At 37.9% G+C, this 18,555-nt stretch carries 18 protein-coding genes; 5 read left to right on the top strand and 13 right to left on the bottom strand.

The features are described from left to right. The first annotated feature begins 27 nt into the window (after nt 1-27). The 5 genes from rsmA (at nt 28) to F3H01_RS05435 (ending at nt 5,421) form a co-directional block, all read left to right on the top strand. Nucleotides 28-870: a 16S rRNA (adenine(1518)-N(6)/adenine(1519)-N(6))-dimethyltransferase RsmA gene (gene rsmA / locus F3H01_RS05455; protein ID WP_149725138.1), complete on the top strand. Its 843-nt coding sequence runs from the start codon at nt 28-30 to the stop codon at nt 868-870. Next, nucleotides 836-2,965 carry a ribonuclease J gene (locus F3H01_RS05450; protein ID WP_188116354.1) on the top strand — a complete coding sequence of 710 codons (2,130 nt, stop codon included), beginning with the start codon at nt 836-838 and terminating at the stop codon, nt 2,963-2,965. Before rsmA ends, F3H01_RS05450 begins: the two co-directional genes overlap by 35 nt. 9 nt (nt 2,966-2,974) lie before the next feature. Beyond that, complete coding sequence (locus tag F3H01_RS05445) at nt 2,975-3,928, top strand: KpsF/GutQ family sugar-phosphate isomerase (protein WP_149725093.1); 954 nt, start codon at nt 2,975-2,977, stop codon at nt 3,926-3,928. Nucleotides 3,929-3,930: 2 nt separating this feature from the next. Continuing rightward, nucleotides 3,931-4,704, top strand: a complete 774-nt coding sequence (locus tag F3H01_RS05440; protein ID WP_149725092.1) for a pseudouridine synthase — start codon at nt 3,931-3,933, stop codon at nt 4,702-4,704. Nucleotides 4,705-5,004: 300 nt separating this feature from the next. After that, on the top strand, nt 5,005-5,421 hold the full coding sequence (locus tag F3H01_RS05435) for a tetratricopeptide repeat protein (protein WP_149725091.1): 417 nt from the start codon (nt 5,005-5,007) through the stop codon (nt 5,419-5,421). Nucleotides 5,422-5,500: 79 nt separating this feature from the next. Here the strand turns inward: F3H01_RS05435 and F3H01_RS05430 are convergent, their stop codons facing one another. The 13 genes from F3H01_RS05430 to F3H01_RS05370 all read right to left on the bottom strand — a co-directional run. Continuing rightward, nucleotides 5,501-6,010: a hypothetical protein gene (locus F3H01_RS05430; protein WP_149725090.1), complete on the bottom strand. Its 510-nt coding sequence runs from the start codon at nt 6,008-6,010 to the stop codon at nt 5,501-5,503. Continuing rightward, entirely contained in the window at nt 6,007-6,960 is a 954-nt protein-coding gene (locus F3H01_RS05425) for a hypothetical protein (protein ID WP_149725089.1), read from the bottom strand. Before F3H01_RS05425 ends, F3H01_RS05430 begins: the two co-directional genes overlap by 4 nt. Further along, a complete protein-coding gene (locus F3H01_RS05420) occupies nt 6,957-7,625 on the bottom strand; it encodes an ABC transporter ATP-binding protein (protein WP_149725088.1) in 669 nt (222 codons plus the stop codon). The genes F3H01_RS05425 and F3H01_RS05420 overlap by 4 nt, the downstream gene beginning before the upstream one ends. After that, nucleotides 7,622-8,731, bottom strand: a complete 1,110-nt coding sequence (locus tag F3H01_RS05415) for an ABC transporter permease (RefSeq protein ID WP_087578080.1) — start codon at nt 8,729-8,731, stop codon at nt 7,622-7,624. Before F3H01_RS05415 ends, F3H01_RS05420 begins: the two co-directional genes overlap by 4 nt. Beyond that, nucleotides 8,721-8,906 carry a hypothetical protein gene (locus tag F3H01_RS05410; protein ID WP_149725087.1) on the bottom strand — a complete coding sequence of 62 codons (186 nt, stop codon included), beginning with the start codon at nt 8,904-8,906 and terminating at the stop codon, nt 8,721-8,723. Before F3H01_RS05410 ends, F3H01_RS05415 begins: the two co-directional genes overlap by 11 nt. 1 nt (nt 8,907) lies before the next feature. Next, a complete protein-coding gene (locus F3H01_RS05405) occupies nt 8,908-10,029 on the bottom strand; it encodes a nitrous oxide reductase accessory protein NosL (RefSeq protein WP_149725086.1) in 1,122 nt (373 codons plus the stop codon). 72 nt (nt 10,030-10,101) lie between these two features. Further along, nucleotides 10,102-10,926 (bottom strand): SEL1-like repeat protein, encoded by an 825-nt coding sequence (locus F3H01_RS05400; RefSeq protein WP_149725085.1) that lies wholly within the window; start codon nt 10,924-10,926, stop codon nt 10,102-10,104. 8 nt (nt 10,927-10,934) lie between these two features. Further along, the gene (locus F3H01_RS05395; protein ID WP_149725084.1) at nt 10,935-13,550 is read right to left on the bottom strand and encodes a cytochrome c biogenesis protein; all 2,616 of its coding nucleotides are present in this window, start codon (nt 13,548-13,550) and stop codon (nt 10,935-10,937) included. A 14-nt stretch (nt 13,551-13,564) separates the two neighbouring features. Then, complete coding sequence (nrfD, locus tag F3H01_RS05390; protein WP_149725083.1) at nt 13,565-14,530, bottom strand: NrfD/PsrC family molybdoenzyme membrane anchor subunit; 966 nt, start codon at nt 14,528-14,530, stop codon at nt 13,565-13,567. Nucleotide 14,531: 1 nt separating this feature from the next. Further along, nucleotides 14,532-15,203 (bottom strand): 4Fe-4S dicluster domain-containing protein, encoded by a 672-nt coding sequence (locus F3H01_RS05385; RefSeq protein ID WP_021090331.1) that lies wholly within the window; start codon nt 15,201-15,203, stop codon nt 14,532-14,534. Between the two features lie 20 nt (nt 15,204-15,223). After that, nucleotides 15,224-15,982 carry an FKBP-type peptidyl-prolyl cis-trans isomerase gene (locus tag F3H01_RS05380; protein ID WP_149725082.1) on the bottom strand — a complete coding sequence of 253 codons (759 nt, stop codon included), beginning with the start codon at nt 15,980-15,982 and terminating at the stop codon, nt 15,224-15,226. A 44-nt stretch (nt 15,983-16,026) separates the two neighbouring features. Then, a complete protein-coding gene (locus tag F3H01_RS05375; protein ID WP_149725081.1) occupies nt 16,027-18,093 on the bottom strand; it encodes a cytochrome C in 2,067 nt (688 codons plus the stop codon). Nucleotides 18,094-18,189: 96 nt separating this feature from the next. Next, nucleotides 18,190-18,555 (bottom strand): ATP-binding protein (locus F3H01_RS05370; protein ID WP_149725137.1); only part of this gene is annotated, 366 nt, incomplete at its 5' end.

The following is an 18,555-nucleotide window of genomic DNA, read 5'->3' as shown; positions in this document are numbered from 1 at the left end:
AAGTAATTTTTGGCTAATATCGCGACTATGATAAAGGCAAAAAAGCACTTTGGACAGAATTTTTTACAAGACAAAGCGACACTAGATAAGATCATCCAAGCGATACCCAATGATGTAGCGAACGTCGTTGAGATTGGGCCTGGCTTAGGTGATTTGACATTTAGACTTTTGCAAATTTACAAGACGACCTGTTTTGAGATAGATTGTGAGCTGTTTCAAATTTTAAAGGCCAAATTTGCAAATGAGATCCAAAATGGACAATTAAAACTTTTTTGTAAAGATGCATTAGAGCAGTGGCAACAAGAGGGCGGACTAAGTAGCGAAAACTACTTTTTGGTCGCAAATTTACCCTATTACGTTGCTACGAAGATGATACTAAATGCAATAGATGACGAAAAATGCCTTGGCCTTATCGTGATGATACAAAAAGAGGTTGCTCTTAAATTTAGTGCAAAGAGCAAGGATAAAGAATTTAACGCTTTATCGATCCTCACTTCACTCCAGGGCAGATGTGAGCTTTTGTTTGACGTGGATGCAAAGCTTTTTAATCCACCTCCAAAGGTCACATCCTCAGTCATCAAACTACAAAAAACAAAAAAGATTTTTGGCAAAGACGGGATTTTCAAAGATGCAAAACAATACGAGGCTTTTAAAGTATTTTTAAGAGCTGCGTTTGCTTCGCCAAGAAAGACGCTTTTGAAAAATTTATCCACAAATTTTGACAAAAAGGCGTTAGAAGAAATTTTTGAAGACCTAGACTTAGCTCAAAATTTACGTCCACACGAGCTAGATGTCGATTCTTATCTAAAAGTATTTGAAAGATTAAAGGAAGATAATGAACGACAAAAACGAAGAGAAAGTTGTAACTAACCAAAGCAAAAACAACAAAAGACGAAGATTTAGACCAAAAAATAAACCAAAACAAGAGGGCGAAACTACTGAGCAAGCTTCACTAGCAAGCAAAAGTGTGATAGATAACTTCTTTGCAGCAGAGCAAGCTGAAACTGAAATACACGCCGAGCCAAAGAGCCAAAATTCTCACCCAAAAAAGCCAAGAAATAACAAAAATCAAAACAAAAATGGCGAAAACAATAAGCCAAAAGAGCAAAAACAAGAATCACAAGAAACAAAAACCAAAACACAAGAACAAAAAGATAAACCAAAAAAGGCTAAAAAGCCAAAGAAAAATTTACCAGCTAAGCTAAACGGCAATGAACAATGGCAGCAAGATATCGCAAGTGCAATGGTGGCAAACAAGGCCGTTCACGAGCTTCGTCTGGAGCCGATGAAGTATCTAAACTCAAGTGAGCATAAAATTCGCATAACTCCACTTGGCGGTCTTGGCGAGATCGGCGGAAATATGACTATCTTTGAAACCGAAACTAGTGCCATCATCGTTGATATCGGCATGAGTTTTCCGAGCGAGAGCATGCACGGCGTGGATATACTAATCCCTGACTTTGACTATGTTAGAAAAATAAAAGACAAGATAAAAGGTGTCATCATCACTCACGCGCACGAGGATCACATCGGCGCGGTACCATATTTTTATAAAGAGTTTAAATTTCCGATTTACGCCACACCTTTGCCACTTGGTATGATAAATAATAAATTTGAAGAGCACGGTTTAAAGCAGGAGCGTTCGCTTTTCCGCTCGGTCGAAAAGCGCAAGCCGTATCTGATAGGCGACTTTGAGGTTGAGTGGATACATATCACCCACTCTATCATCGATGCTAGCGCGCTAGCCATCACGACAAAGGCAGGCACCATCATCCATACGGGCGACTTTAAGATCGACCATACGCCGATCGACGGCTATCCAACTGACCTTGGCAGACTAGCATACTACGGCGAAAGAGGTGTATTGTGCCTAATGAGCGATAGCACGAACAGCTACCGAGAGGGCTTTACTAAAAGTGAAAGCAGCGTAGGCAAGACCTTTGATGCGATTTTTTCCAAAGCCAAAGGCCGCGTGATAATGAGTACATTTAGCTCTAACATCCACCGCGTCTATCAGGCTATAGAATGGGGACTAAAATACAACCGCAAAGTCTGTGTCATCGGCAGATCAATGGAGCGAAATTTATACACTGCAATGGAGCTTGGCTACATCAAACTTGATAAGAAAATTTTTATCGATGCTAACGAAGTCGGCAAATTTAAAGATAACGAAGTGCTGATCGTCACCACAGGCTCTCAGGGTGAGACTATGAGCGCACTCTACAGAATGGCTACCGATGAACACAAATATATAAAAATAAAACCAACCGATCAGATAATAATCAGCTCAAAGGCGATCCCTGGTAATGAAAGCAGTATCTCAACTGTATTAAATTTCCTAATAAAATCAGGTGCAAGCGTCGCTTATCAAGACTTTAGCGAGATTCACGTCAGCGGTCACGCAGCACAAGAAGAACAAAAGCTGATGCTACGTCTTATAAAACCAAAATTTTTCTTGCCAGTTCACGGCGAGTACAATCACATCGCAAAGCACAAAGAGACAGCTATAAGCTGCGGCGTAGATGAAAGAAATATCTATCTAATGAGCGATGGCGATCAAATGGAGATCTGTCAAAAATACTTAAAACGTGTAAAAACGGTAAAAACTGGTAAAGTCTTCATAGACAATCAAATAAATAAACAAATATCAGACGATGTCGTCATCGATAGACAAAATCTTGCCGAAGCAGGTGTCGTCATGATAATCGCTCAAATTTCACGTCATGGCGCAAAGCTAATAAACAAGCCTCGTGTCATTAGCTACGGACTTGTAGGCAATAAACAAGATGCGGAGTTTAGCAAAGAGATGCAAGAAATTTTGACGCAGTTTTTAAGCAACGTCAAGGAGGAGCTTTTAAAAGATGGCAGACTACTCGAGTCACAAGTGCGTCAAGTAATTAGAAAGCATATCTTTAGAAAGGTCAAAAAGTACCCAACTATAGTGCCGATTATCTATCTAATGTAAGGGAAATTTATGCAAACAATTAACCAAATCGCAGCCGAAGTTTTAAAAATAGAAGCAAACGAGCTTTTAAGACATGCTAAAAACTTAGAGATAGAAGATGCTGTAAATTTGATATTTAATACAAAAGGCAAGGTCATAGTAACAGGTGTAGGCAAGAGCGGTCATGTGGGAGCAAAGATCGCTGCTACGCTTGCAAGCACTGGTACGCCAAGCTTTTTCTTGCATCCAACAGAGGCCATGCACGGCGACCTTGGCATGATAGAAAAAGATGATGTTTTGTTAGCCATTAGCTTTAGCGGCGAAAGCGATGAGCTTATCAAAATTTTGCCTCACGTAAAGCGCTTTGGCGTAAAAATAGTCGCCATGGCAAGGAGTAAAACAAGCTCACTTGGTAAATTTAGTGATGTATTTATTAGTATAGACATAGAGAAAGAGGCCTGCCCATTAAACGCTGCTCCAACAGCATCAACCACACTAACGTTAGCTCTTGGCGATGCGTTGGCTGTTTGTTTGATGCAAAGGCGAGGCTTTAAAAAAGAGGACTTTGCAAATTTTCATCCAGGTGGCAGCCTTGGCAAGAGGCTATTTTTAAAGGTAAAAGATGTGATGAGAAGCGAAAATTTACCGATAGTTCGCTGGAATGCGAGCCTAGAAAAAGCAATCGATACTATGACACACGGTAAACTTGGCACGGTCCTAATCGTCGATAAAGATGGTGTGTTAGATGCTATTTTAAGTGACGGCGATCTTAGACGTGCGCTTATGAGAGAAGACTTTGATCTAGACGAGCCAGCGATGAAATTTGCAACCTTGCATCCAAAAGAGATAAACGACAAGGAAATGTTAGCCGTGGATGCGTTAGCTTTGATAGAAAAATATAAAATTCAGCTTCTGGCCGTTGTAGAAGATGGCGTACCTGTTGGCGTTTTACACATCCACGACCTTGCAAATTTAGGACTATAAAAATGAAAAAAACAAGACTAAATAAATTTATCTCACATAACACAAACTACTCACGCCGTGAGGCAGATGAGCTGATAAAAGCTGGTAAGGTTAGCATAGCAGGACGTGTGGTTAGCGACCTTGCCACAAGCGTGGATGAAGATGATAAAGTACGTATAAATGGTCGTTTAATAAAGCTAAAAAAGGAATTTACTGTTATCGTTTATCATAAACAAAAGGGTGAACTAGTTAGCAAAAAAGACGACCGCGGACGAAAAACGATCTACGACACATTAGATAAGAAATTTGCAAAATTTGTTAGCGTAGGGCGCTTAGACTATGCAAGTGAGGGGCTACTTTTACTAACTGACGCTCCAGCGATCGCCACAGCACTCATGAATAGCGACTTAGAGCGCGAATACTATCTAAAAGTAAAAGGCGAGATAACAAAAGAGGTAATTGAGGCGATGACAAATGGCTTTTTTGCCAAGGATGCCACAAAAGGCGCACACGCAAAAACTACTATAAAATCAATGGAATTTAAGCCATTTCTAGCCTACAAAGTCTTTGGCTCAAGTGGTGGCTACACAAAACTAAAGGTTATCATCAACGAGGGGCAAAACAGGGAGCTTCGCCGCTTCTTTGGCTACTTTGACCTTGAAGTGATGGACCTAAAACGTGTTAGCTTTGGGCGCGTTAGCCTTGATATGCTAAAGCCTGGCAAATGGCGCTACTTCGAAAATAGCGAATATGAAGACCTAAGAGACTTTTTAAAGGTTAATAACGTTAGATACTAAATTTGGCTTGTTTCTCTAATAAAAGAAGACAAGCTAAACCAAAATAACAACAAATTTACAAAAATGGAGAAAAAATGAAAAAGGCCGCTCTTTTATCCGTGATCCTAATAACTACCAGCTTCTCTAAGGATATAGTGGAGCTTGGAATTGAAGCCTATGATCAAGGCAATTATTATAAGGCGGCCTAGATATTTAGCACGGCTTGCGATGATGGAAATGCTAAATGCTGCAATATGCTAAGGGCTTTATACTCAGATGGTCTTGGCGTCAAAGTAGACTATCATAAAGTAGCCTGGCTCTATGAAAAAAGCTTGCGATGGCGAATACGCCAATGGTTGCCACAATTTAGGAGTTTTGTATATGAATGGCAATGGTGTAAAGCAAGATTATATAGAAGCAGCCAAGTTGTTTGAAAAAGCTTGTGATGATGGATATTCTCAAAGCTGTAATAATTTAGGAAATTTATACTCAAAGGGGCAATCAGTAAAACAAGACCACCTAAAATCAGCCAAACTATGGCAAAAAGCATGTGATGACGAAATTAGCCAAAGTTGTTCTAATTTGGGGGTTTTATATTTAAAAGGCCAGGGCATAAAACATGACTATATCAAAGCAATTAAACTATTTAAAAAAGCTTGTGATTTAGGATATCAGAGAGGATGTGATTATTTTAAAAAAATGAACAATAGCAACATAGACATAATAAGAATAAACTAGCAGCAGATTTTAGGCAATAAATTTAAAACTAATACCCAAAACCAAGCGAGCTCTAACAAATATTTAGAGCTACGCAAATTTATATCTTATTTTCTGAAAGTAGGATGTTTATATATGGATTTAGTAGCGTTTCACCGCGTGCTGCGTATAGCAAAACCTCTTTAAAATAATTATCACATATGCCATACAAGTGAAACTCATATGCCCCTATGCCATATCCCATCGGTGTGATATCAACCCTTGAGTACCAAGCGTCTTGTGCTAGGATATAGCGGTTTGTATCCTTTGTGTATACATATAGCTTTATCTTTTCTTTATCTTTTTCTGCCATATACCAGATAAAAGAATTTGTAATATCGTTAAAGAAGTAGATATTGCCATTTGGCATGATGGCTTGAGCTGTGTCGTTGTTATCAGCGATAAGCGTCCTACTCTCATAACATATATATTTATTTGGCGTTAGCTCTTCGATCGGCTCTGATTTGCCATTATTGAAAACCAAAATTTTATCATCACTTATGTCGGCATTATAGGCGAGTACGGCTAAGACTAGAGCTAACAAACACAAAGAAAAAATTTGTTTTATCAAAATAAAAATCCTCTTAACAAATAATATTTTAGGACATAAAGCGCGCAGATCAGCACGCAAACACCTAGCCAGATCGATGAAAATTTAAGCTTGTGTGAGTAGTTTGTCTTTGTGATTATCTCAACAAGATACGGCATAAGACCGTAAAATACACCAAGAAACAAACTGCCCCAGATAAGGTAGCCAACGTAAAAATAGTCGCCTTTTAGCATGCAGTATGGGCATTTATGGTTTGGCTGTTCATAAACATAAAGGCCAAAAAAGTAGGTGATGGCGTAGTAACTAAGCACCAAAAACAACAAATTTGCCACAAAGCTCGCCATACTTTGCTTTAAGAAATTTAGCACCAAAATGACAAAAAATAACACGTAAAATGCGCTTACTAAGCCAAAATTTGTATAGCCAAATGGTAGCTTTGGGGCTTGAAAAGTAACAGAACAGCAAAAGACCGGTACTTTTAGTGGGATATTGTAAAAAAACGAAATTTCTATACCAAGCTCAAGTAGTATCATGACAAAAAGGCAGATAAAAATGGCGTATTTTCTCTTTAGATAAGGGAAATTTAGAGCCTGCAAGTCAAGCTTGTTTATAACTAGCCAGATGCCAAGCCCAAAGATCAGCAAAATTTTAGTGAGCATCAATATACCACCAAATTTATTTGAGCCAATCACACCAGCTGAACACATAGCACCAGGCACAATATCAGAGAGTTCATTTAGGCAAAGTGCAAAAAATATAAACAATACGATCTTGATACAGACGCAAAAAAGTAAGATCGTATTTACAAGATAGTTTTGTTTTTCAAGCGAGTATTGAAGCGATGTTAGTGCGTTGTAGTCCCACGATCTCACGATCCTAATGACATAAAAGAGCGAAATGCTCATCAAAACTAAAAGTACAAACTCTGCTAACAAAAATGCAATAACGGCGTTTGATAAAAAGACACTCATACTATCTCTCCGTTTTGCAAGCTGACAACCCTATCTGTTGCACTTAGCTCATCAAAAATGCTATCGTGAGTAGCGACAATAACACTCTTTTTTAGAGCTTTAAAAGACTCTAGCAAGCCTAAAAATGCACGTGCGTTTTGTCTGTCTAAATTTGCCGTTGGCTCATCAGCCAAGATGATGCTAGCATCCATAGATAAAGCCCTAGCTACCGCGCATCTTTGACGCTCGCCACCACTTAAATTTGATACGTTCTCATCTTTTTTATGAGAGATATTTGCTAGGCTTAGAGCCTTTTTTATCATCTCATCTCGCACATTTGCCTTGAAATTTGTTAGAGCAAATGGAGCTAGTAAATTTTCATATACACTCAAGCCATCAATAAGATTAAAATTTTGAAAAACCAATCCGAGCCTTTTGTGTCTAAGCTCAGAGCAAAAGGCATCAGGTAGCTTTGCGATGTTAGTGCCATCTATCAAAATTTCTCCACTAGTTGGCTTTTGAAGTAGGGCGATAAGAGAAAGTAAGGTGCTTTTACCGCTCCCACTAATGCCTTTTAGTATCACTAGCTCGCCGTCATTAATATCTAAATTTATATTTTTTAAAGCACAAAACTCATTTTGTTTGTTTTGGTTATAAACTAGGCTAACACCTCTTATATTTATCATTTTAGCCCCTCATTTATGTCACTACTTGCTACTCTCCATGAAGGTATGAGTACAAACGCCAAAAATGGTATCACACCAAAAACAAAGATCAAAAAGAGCTTATCAAACTCTAAAATAGGCGTGAAATTTGTAAAATTTAAAAGCTCATCACCTAAAAATATCCCTTTTAAAAGTGGAGCGTTTAATACAAAAACAAAGAGATAAGCCAGCATAACACCGAGTAAAAAAGCACTAACACTAACGATAAAATTTTGTATAAATTTTAAAAATATAATGTCTTTTATACAAAAACCAATGCTTCTTAAAATAGCTATTTCGCGCTTTTTACTACCATAGGCAAGTGAAATTTGGTTTTTAAGCAAGACAAAGAATATAAGCATAACGCTAACGTAAATGCTCATAAAAATTCCACCCTTATAATAGTAAAGGTGCCTAACTTTAGCCACCTCATCTTCTATACTAAGAGCGAAAGAATTTGGATATAAATTCTCTATCTTTAAAGCTACTTCACTGATCTCATCTGTATTTGGCACCTCAACGTAGAGTTTTGTATACTCTTCATCTTTTAAATTCAAAATAGCCCTTAGCGTATTTGGATGCAAAAATATAGCGTTATTTGAGATTAAACCACTTTGTGCCGGCATGGTCTTTAATATCTTTACTGGTATCATGCGCTCTTCAGTTAGAAAATTAAAGCTCTCATCGTAGTAAAGCTCATTCATCGCTGCCTTTACACCTTCTCCGACGATCATCTCATCCTCTTTTAAGCTATCATCTTCATATAGATGAAACCAAACACGCTTTTGAACGAAGTAGTACTCTCCATCAACCACGCCCCTAACGTCAGCCACGCCATCAATCTTTGAGATGTCGTAGATATAGCCAGGGTGCATTAGATCGCCTTTGCCAGCACGAAACGCGCTCACTACGATACTTGATCTATCTTTTACTAAATTTATAAGATCGTGTTGGATCGATCCAGAGATGAAAAGTACCGAGCTTAGCACAAAGATAATGAGTGCAAAGAGGCAAAAGCTAAAAAGGTGATCCTTTCTATCTTTAAAAAGCAGAACCACAGCATAGTTTATAAAATTTTTACCTATCATAGACAAAGCCTTTTTGCCCCTTTTGGTTAAAACTAAAAGCAGCATTTGCTCTTGTTATCTTAGAAATTTCTCTTAGCTCATCTTGCTTTGCTTTATGATCAAAGCTAAGATAGTGTGCCGCTAAAAGCGTATAAAAAAGTCCAAAAAATAACGCCAAAAAAACTAGAAATTTCACACTATTTACCGATAAAATTCTTTATCTCGTCAAATCTTATGACACCTTTGCCAGCATGATCTTTTAAAAAGTTCTCTGCCTTTGCTTCATCTTTAAATGGGATAAACTCATCACCCATTGGTCCATAAACGTTTGAGCCATGAACATAAAACGCATCTTTTGCATCAAGCTTTTCTAGCGTGTAATAATCACTCACATAAGCATCTTTCATTTTGCCATCCGCAAAGTAAAATTGTGCCATATCTTTTACGCCATCAAAATAATAATCCTTGCCATCTGCTTTGATGAGTGTTGCCCATGGAGAATTTTTGACAAGCATGCCACATACCGCACATCTTGTGCCCTTTGGTACGACTATTCTCTCAGGTTTTTTTATTTCTTGTTTAGGTTTTGAGGTTTGGTTGCTAGCGCCTAAATTTGCCGGAGCATCCCATAGGTACAAAGCAGCAGCTTGTAGGTGTTTATCATACTCTGGGGCTTTGCTAGCTTCTTTTGCGTCGCATACTTTTTTGAGATGAGCTTTTAGCTCAGAGATAGCTTTAAAGCTTTTTGGATCTGTTTTTTCGCAGTTTGCTTCATAAAATTCTTTACCATGTGCATAAACGCCGTCCTCACGTTTAGCTTTTATCATTTTATTATCGCCCTCGAAATCCTGTCCAGCGATCTCGTAAGCTTTAGCAAAATTCATTATCTCGCCACCATTTTCTGCTTGAAATTCTTTTGCGTCAGTCTCGGTTGAGAAAGCGTATTTGCTATTTCTAGTCATTGTGCCTTTAACACTACTACCAACGACATAAAAGGCTTTATTGACATCGATTAAATTTAGATTTTTAGTATCTACAACTTGTGCGTCGCTTGGGATCTTGCCTTCTGTTAGCTCGTATAGGCAGTGGAGTGATGCTACTTGCTTGCCGTTATATACGTGATTGGTCTTATAAAATTTAACCAAATTCATTCCACAAACGGCGCAGTACTCCTTGCCCTCGCCACTTCCTACTAGTGTAGCCTTGCTAGGATCCACGCTTTGAAACATCGGTTTCATTTTGACGGCTTGTTCATTTGCCGAAGCACCAAAAAGTATGGTTGCTAGTAGTGCTGAGCCTAAGATAGAACGTAAAATCATATTATCTCCTTTAGTATTTTTTATTTTTATATTTATAAGCTTTAAATGCCACTAGGCTAGCTTTATCAAGCATCAATGCTTTCCTAAGATCTCTAAATTCTCGCACGCTTCTTTTAAGCCATTTTTGCAGCTTTTAGTAAAAATTTCACGTGCTTTTTTTATATCTTCTTTCACACCTTTGCCTTCAGCTAGCATGATAGCGTAGTTGTTGCAGCCCTTTTCATATCCATATATACACGCCTGTTCATAAAGCTTTGTGGCTTTTGTAAGGTTTTGATCAACGCCTTGTGCATAAACATATAAAAAGCCAAGATTATCACACCCTATGCCAGCTTCGTTTGCGCAAGCCATCTCGTAGTTTGCTTTGGCTTTTGCATAGTCTTTCTCAACACCTTCGCCTTGCGCGTATAGATAGCCAAGGTTACTGCATCCTATGCCATCGCCCGCCTTGCAAGCCTTTTCGTAAAGCTCTTTTGCCTTTTTAAGATCCTTTGTCACGCCGGTGCCATTTGCATAAAGCAAGCCAAGCTCCGTGCAACCCTCATTATCCTTGCAAGCCTTTTCATAAAATTTAACTGCTTTTTCTAGGTCTTTTTCCACGCCTTTACCTTTTTCATAGACGTAGCCAAGATTATTGCAAGCCATAGAAAAATTTTGATCGCAAGCTTTTTCATAAAGCATCGCTGCCTTTGCTTCGTCCTTTTTGACGTTGCCATCGCCCCTGCTGTAAAGCACAGCTAGGTTGTAGCATCCTGATGCCTTTTTCTCTTTATCACAAGCATCTTCATAAATTTGTGCTAGCTTGTTGTGATCTTCTTTTGCACTTAAAGCCTCTTTGATATAGCCAGCATTTAATAGTCCCAAACAAGCAAATAATAAAACTAAACTCTTTTTCATTATATCTCCTAAATCTCTTTTATATCCTTACCTCTATAAGCAAAGGCGATTAGCAAAGCCAAGAGCGTTAAAAGCAAATAAAGCAAATTTGAAACGCTAAATCCATCGCCATTTGCGTATGAGTGAAGTCCACTTAGATAGAAATTTACACCAAAATAGGTAAAAATAACTGAACCAAAAGAGAGTACACTAGCTACTAAAAAGGTAAAAATATTTTTTAATCTTGGAATAAATCTTAAATGAAGTGCAATAGCATAAATAATTATCGTAATGTACGACCAGCTCTCTTTGCTGTCCCAGCCCCAGTATCTGCCCCAGCTCTCGTTTGCCCAGACGCCGCCAAGAAAATTTCCAATAGTTAGCAAACTAAGTCCTATGATGAGACTTAGCTCATCAGTTGCAGCGAGGTATCTTATCTGCTCGCTGAGCTTTTGCTCGCTTTTTTGATTTTTTATAGCCATTAAAAGAAGTCCAAGAAGCCCAAGCACAAAGCTAAAGCCCAAAAAGCCATAGCTTGCCGTGATGACACTTACATGCACACTAAGCCAAAATGACTTTAAAACTGGGACTAGATTTGTTATTTGCGGATTTATAAAATTTAGATGAGCGACCAGCAAGCTCACGCTTGCAAAAAGTGAAGCAGCTCCAAGAGCAAAGCTTTGATGTTTAAAAAATAAAACTCCAGCTAGTACACTTGCAAGCGAGATATACACTAAGCTCTCATAGGCATCACTCCAAGGTGCATGCCCTGAGATATAAGCACGAAGAGCTAAATTGAACAAATGCACCGCAAAGCCAAAATAAAATGCAAGGCTTAATGCGCTCTCAAATCTAAATTTCTTTCCAGAAAATAGCCTATAAAAGCCAAGAGCGAGCGAAACTAGCCCAAGGATCATGTAAAAATATATAAGAAATTTAAAAATTTCCATTTGGTTATAAAGTACTTCAAGCTCCACCTTTGCCTTGCTTGGCGCAAGAGAGCCTAGAGTGCTTCTTTGATAGCTTGAAATTTTCTCCAAGCTCCTATCAGCTCCAGCACACTCGCCACTTTTTACGCAAAGGCTTAAATTTTCTATATAAGCGCCTAAAACGCTTTTAAGCTCGCTTGAAATCTCACTTGAGCCAAAGGCTTCATTTACGCCTAGCCATATTAATTTATCACCATTTTTAGCTGGGATAAATTTTAAAATTTCCCCCTTTAGTGCAAGATATAAGACATTTAATCTCTCATCAAATTTGATAACGTCGTTGTCAAATTTATCTCTTTTTGAGGCGGATTTTTCATTTGCAGCTTCTACAAATTTAGCCAGCTTATACTCGCCATTTTCGTTAAAAACATCGTTAAAACTAGCAAATTTTTCATTAACTCCCAAAAGCTCGCCCACACGCTCACTTGTGATCTTTACTATCCTTTTATCCATCCACTCTTTTGGCGAGATGGCAAAAGAGAGTATTAACTCCTCGCTATTAAGCCCAAATAGCGTGGTTTTGGTTGAAATTTTACTTATCACAGCTCTTGAGTAAGAGCCAGCTGGAGCGATTCTGCTATCAGCCTGAATCAAAATTTTGGCAAATTTGCTTGCATGAGCGTCTAAATTTTTATTATTTTCATTAGCAAAATTTGGAGTAGCATTTAAAAGCAAAATTGCCAAAAATGCGATTTGCGAACCTTTTATAAAATTTAGCAGCCTAAAAAAACGGCTCTTTTTGCTAAATAAATTTGCCACAAAGCCAAGACAAAGTAAAAAATATCCTATGTAAGTTGGGATTTTGCCAGGATCACAGCTGATCTCAAAAGCGCTTCCAAGCTCGTCAGGATCGTATGAAGACTGAAAAATTTTATAGCCATCAATCGTTAGTGGATTATTTAGTGAGATGTCGTACTTGCCGCCAGCGATACTTACTTTGCTTGTATAAGATGATGGACTATTTAGCCCCGCATATCGCTCTAAAATAAACTCGTCAAGCTTTAATGAAAATGGTAAATTTAAAGCCTTTGAGCTAAAGTAAAATTTCACCTCTTGCCCACCAAAACTTAGCACACTAGGCTCCAGCTCATATCCAGCTCCACCTTTTAGCTTAACGCTCTTTTTTTCACCGTTAAAACTTATCTCTAAACTAAGCGTAGCAGGAGCGTTTTTCTCATCTTTTTTATATCCAAGCAAGTTAATTATAAATTCCTTGCCGTCTATAAAATTTTTAAACTCAAAGTCGTTTTTACCAAACAAGCTTAATTTTAATGGATAACTAAAATTTTCTCCAAGCATTTCGACTATAAGATAAGGCTTGACGCTTTGCATTACATTTGAGCTTTGCAGAGCTCTAAGATGCATAACGCCCTCTTCACCAAAATACCTTGTAAGCGCAGCCCCGATGAAGATAACGATAAAAGCAAGATGTATCAAAAATGCACCAAATTTTTTATACATCTTGGTTTTTATGATACTAATGGCTAAACAAATAGTGCAAGCAAACATGACACACTCGTACCAAAGTGCTTCATAAACAAGCACTTTGGCCGTTTGTGTGTCATAAAAATTTTCTAAAAAAGTCGCGAGTCCTGCACCAAAAGCAAGAATAAATAATAATATCAAAGACAAGCGGTAGATATTTAAAATTCTCATCGCTCGCCTCTGCTTTAAATGCTATAAGTTTGTCCCGCATAAAGTATAAACACCCTAAGCAGTAAAACACCAATAACAGCCGCTAATGAACTGATATAAAAGCTAAATTTTAGGCTAGCTACTTTTTTGCCAAATGCAAAATTTAAAACAAAAGGCACAATAAAGCCAACTAGCACAACACCAAGCCAAAAGAAATTTGCCCAAACACCGCTATAAAAAGCAACAGCTGCATTTTGCTGATAACTTGAACCAAGTAAAAGCGATACAAAAAGCATTAAAATGAGTAAAATTTCAGCTCCCAAAACGCTAAATTCTACGCTGTGAAGCGAATGAAGGTCGCTTGAATGTGGATCTTCTTTAAATAAAGCTACTGCAACCAAGCTACTGCCACTTATGCCAGCACTTAGTCCTGAAGCTATAAATAAAGCTGGAAGCACAGCTGTGTTTAAGAGCGGGAATCTAATCAAAACTGAGATCAAAAATCCAGTATAAGCACAAATTATTACAGCAAAAATAAGACAAATACGACTTAAAAATGGATAAAGCGGTATTAAAATTTTCATTATTAGTGCAAAAAGAGCGCTAAAGGATTTTAAACTTTTGGCTAAGAAATTTGAAATCTCATCATTAAATGCATAAAGGCACATCAAAAAGCTAAGCGGTATAAATACACAAAGTCCAGCAACACCGATAGACATAACTGATGTGAAATTATAATTAATCAAAATTTTCCAAAACAAAAGTGGCTTTTCAAGATCAGCTATCAGACAAACCATACCAAGCATGATGCTAACAAAGGCTAAAAGCGAAGCAGCCTTGAAAAATGAGCTAAAGCTCTCTTGCTTTTTATAGTGTTTTAAAAGTATAGCAGCGATTAGCGCTCCACCACTCATACCAGCTAGCAAAAGATAAACAGCGATCGGCCAGCCCCACTCTACTCCATGCGAAAATGTTGCAGTAAAATTTAATGCACCATCCATCTTACACCCCCATTTTTACTTTAGGAATATATCTAAGGCTTGGTTTTGTGCCAAGCTCTGCTCTTAGCCTTATGCTATCTTTTACGGCTAGTAGCTTACTGATGTGCGAATTTTCATCGTTAAGATCACCAAAGACGATCGCCTCATATCTACAAGCTTCTACGCAAGCTGGCTCTTTTTCGTCCTTTAAATTTGTATCTACGCAAAAGTTACAGCTTTGAGCTGAGTGCGTAACCTTATCGATATATCTCACGTCATATGGACAGGCTACGATGCAGTATTTACAGGCGATACAATCATCTATATTTGTAGTTTGTATGCCAGTTTTTTCGTCTTTATGACAAGCCTTGGTTGGACAAACAGCTACACAAGGCGCATCGACACACTGCTGACAAGACACTCTTACAAATCTTTTATCTAGTAAATTTTTAGGATTAGTCTTATCTTCTATAAAAAGTCTCATCTGTCCTTTTGGGACTAAATTTACCTTTCTGCAAGCTATCTCGCAGTCTGTACAGCCAACACATTTATTTTGGTCAAATATCATACCAAAGTGTGGTTTTTTTACACTTTCTTCACTCTTAAAAGCAAAACCACTACTTGCCGCACCAGCACCAGCAGCCACAACTACCATGCTTTTTAAAAAGGCTCTTCTATTTTTTTGATTTTGCATTTTTAACTCCATTTTATATCTTAATGAGGCTTTTTAATGCCCTCATTTAGTTCTTTTTCATGAATTTTCTTTGCAGCCTCGGCTAATTCACCTGGCTTTAAGACCTTAACAAGCTCTATCTCAAAAACAATAGTCTCGCCTCCAGGTATGCCCTCCATGCCGCTATTGCCATACGCAAGTTCTGGCGGGATAACAAATTTAAACTTATCGCCCTCTTTCATGAGCATTAAGCCCTCTTCAAGACCTGGGATCAAATTTAGCATAGAAAGATGAGCTGGAGCCTCTTTTGTCTCATCAAAGACCTTACCATCGATAAAGCTAGCTTTGTAGTTTGCTATGATGATACTCTCTTGTTTTGGAGTCGCTCCCTTTTTGCTTGATTTTAAAATTTCATATTGCAATTTTGATTTTGTCGTTTTTACATTTTTATTTTTTGCATTTTTATCCATAAAAGCCTTGCCTTGCTTTAAATTCTCTTTAAGTATGGCGGCTTCTTTTTCTTTTACTATCTTGTCTAAATTTTCAGCTCTTTTATTTAGTAGCTTTACTATCTCATCATCGCTTAGTTTTAGCTCTCCTTTTAGTGCATCACTAAAACCTTTGATAACGGCCTCAGCATCGTAGCTAATGCCTATTTGTTTTTGTTCAAGTAACCCTTTTAAAACATATCCACCACTTGTTGCTCCCATAGCATAAGACTCATTTGAATCTACATTTGCAAGCAAACCAGAAGCACTTAAGCTAAGAAGTAGCGTAAATTTTAAAACCTTATTTTTCATATCAAACCCTTAAGATTAAAGGGGCTAAAACTAGCCCCTAAATGCTATAAATTTTTATTCAAAATTCTTTGAGCTTCTTTTATATACTCTTTTGATGCATCGAGTTTTTGTTTAGTAAATTTAAATCCGTGCATACCCCATGAACCATCTTTTTCAACCATATCGATGATCTCTTGAGCATTTTGGATAAGCTCATAAACTCTTACTTTATCACTTGCATCAAGTTTTTTAGTCTCAAGTAGTGAGTAAAGTCCTTCAATACCAATCTTAACTTCAGAGAATTCATTCTTAACTGGAGTTTGCCATCCCATGACTTCATCATAAACTTGTTTTTGGTTTTTGAAGTGAAGTGTTGGTTTTAGCTCAGATAACACTGGGCTGTGGCAGCCTTTGGTATCTTTCATATCTTTATCAGCCCAAGATGTTCTAGCGCATGCCCACATTAAGTCAACGTAGTTGTGACCATTTTTATCTCTCTCAAAGTGCCAATCTTTAGTATCTCTTGGACCTTTAGCAGCATCGCCTGGAACTAGAGATTTCTCTTTTGGATCAACCATGATCTTCCAGATATGAGATCTTCTTTGAGTATCAAAGCCAGCGTTGTCTTGGAACTGAACAGCGTAGAAATTCTCACAACTCATCATAAATGGCATGTGGCAAGATGCACAAGTGTTATCTTTGTGAGTATCTGCTTTAGATGCGATATATGCTTGAGTCTCGTGGCAATCTTTACACTCTTTTTTGAGTTTTGGTTTAGTGTAGAATGCACTTAAATAACCTTGTTCTGAGTTATAGTTCATGCCTTTTACGTTTTTATCGCCTACAACTGGACCTGTATTGTCGTGTGGATCGTGGCAAGTTACGCATCTCATGCCTTTGTCGTAGTGAGCTGTAAAGTATGATTGTGAACCTTCAGAACCACATCCTGGTCCCATTGACTTAAATTTAGAGCTTAATGATAGATCAAGCTTGCCGTTGTTTAATGGGTTAGCACGCATTAAGTCTGGGCTAAAGTTAAATCTTTGGTGGCAGCGTTCGCAGTTTGATGTTCTAAAATTTGTAGCTCCATCAAGGTGACCACCGGCTCCGTGACACTCTTCACAACTTACACCTTTTGAGATGGTGTGTTTTTGAAGCTCTTTAGCATTACCAAGTGCTGCATAAAATTCTGCTTTTGATTTAAAGTCGAATTTAACTGGGTGACAAACTTCACAATATGATGAGTTTGCTTGGAAGAACATTGACTTTTTGTGTTTTGCGGCGTATGAAGCAAGACCACGTATGTATCCGCCATTATCACCATACTCTTCAAGAGTGCCAGGAAATTCTGGAACAAGCTCTTTGATTTTCTTAACAGTAGCGTCGTCTAAATTTAACGCCCATGTTCTTTGCCATTGGTTACCGCCAGCTACGATCTGACCTGTGCCATCTCTTAGCAAGCCGCCCTCAACGTAATAAGTACCACGAAGTAACCATGCATCTACGTAGCCCATTTTTGTTCTTAAGTGACCAACAGTTGCATAGATCACATCTGGTGTGATACCTTTTGGAAGGATAGAAGCGGTATCTTTGTCAAATACTGGCTCAGTTAGGTTGTTATTAACCTCTGGGTGCTCGCCAGGGAAGCGCATAGTAGTTGCGTGGCGAGATCTGCTCCACACTTCATACTGGGCTGGGTGACACTCACCGCACTTTTCTGGTCCTACAAATTTGTTAGGAAATTGAAGTGATGAAGTGGCTGGAATTCTATACATCATAGAGCTATAGCCCTTACCGCCATCTCTTTTACTAAGCTTTGACATATCAAAGCCATGTCCCTCGGCAAGCCACTCTAAGCCACGGTCGTGAACGACCATTTTACCGACGGTTTTACCACCATATTTTGTAAAAATAGGGTGGTTTTTAAATAACCAGTTATACATCTCTTGCTCTTCTACAACGTAGTCTTGCAAGGAGATAACACCTCTACTTTGCAGTGTGCCTTTAGGATTTGCGATAACATCACGTGCTTTATCGGACATCTGCATATTATGCTCTTCGCAACAGGCTTGTGAAGCGAAGATGCTAACACCCATGAGCAAACCAGCTAAGGCTTTTTGTAGATTTCTCATGTGCCCTCCTTTAAATTTTTTATCCTAAAATCAAAATGATTTCATACTGATAATACTAACACCAAAAAAGGGTAGAAAAGGGGGAATTTTAATAAATTATAAATTTTCGAAACTAATTGTAAATGTAATACTATTTTCATCTACGTTTCTAGCAAAGATTAGAGCGTTATTTTTACTAGCGATTAGCCGACTCATATATAGACCAAGCCCGCTGCCAGACTCTTTTGTGCTAAAGTGTGGCTCAAAGATAACCTTTAAAAACGAAGCCTTTATAGCTCCTGCATTATTTTGCACGCATAAATTTTTACGATTATCTTTTATGAAAGTATAAATTTTTATTACTCTTGGCTTTACATAGCTTTGTTTAAATGCATCTTTTGCGTTATTTATAATATTTATTAAAATTTGGATTATTTCATTAAAATTTGCAAAAATCGTAAAATTTTCTCTTATATCGATCTC

This window comes from Campylobacter concisus, assembly GCF_902460875.1.
Lineage (GTDB): Bacteria > Campylobacterota > Campylobacteria > Campylobacterales > Campylobacteraceae > Campylobacter_A > Campylobacter_A concisus_AA.
The sequence above is the reverse complement of the archived record's forward strand: the minus strand, read 5'-3'. Positions and strand labels throughout refer to the sequence as shown.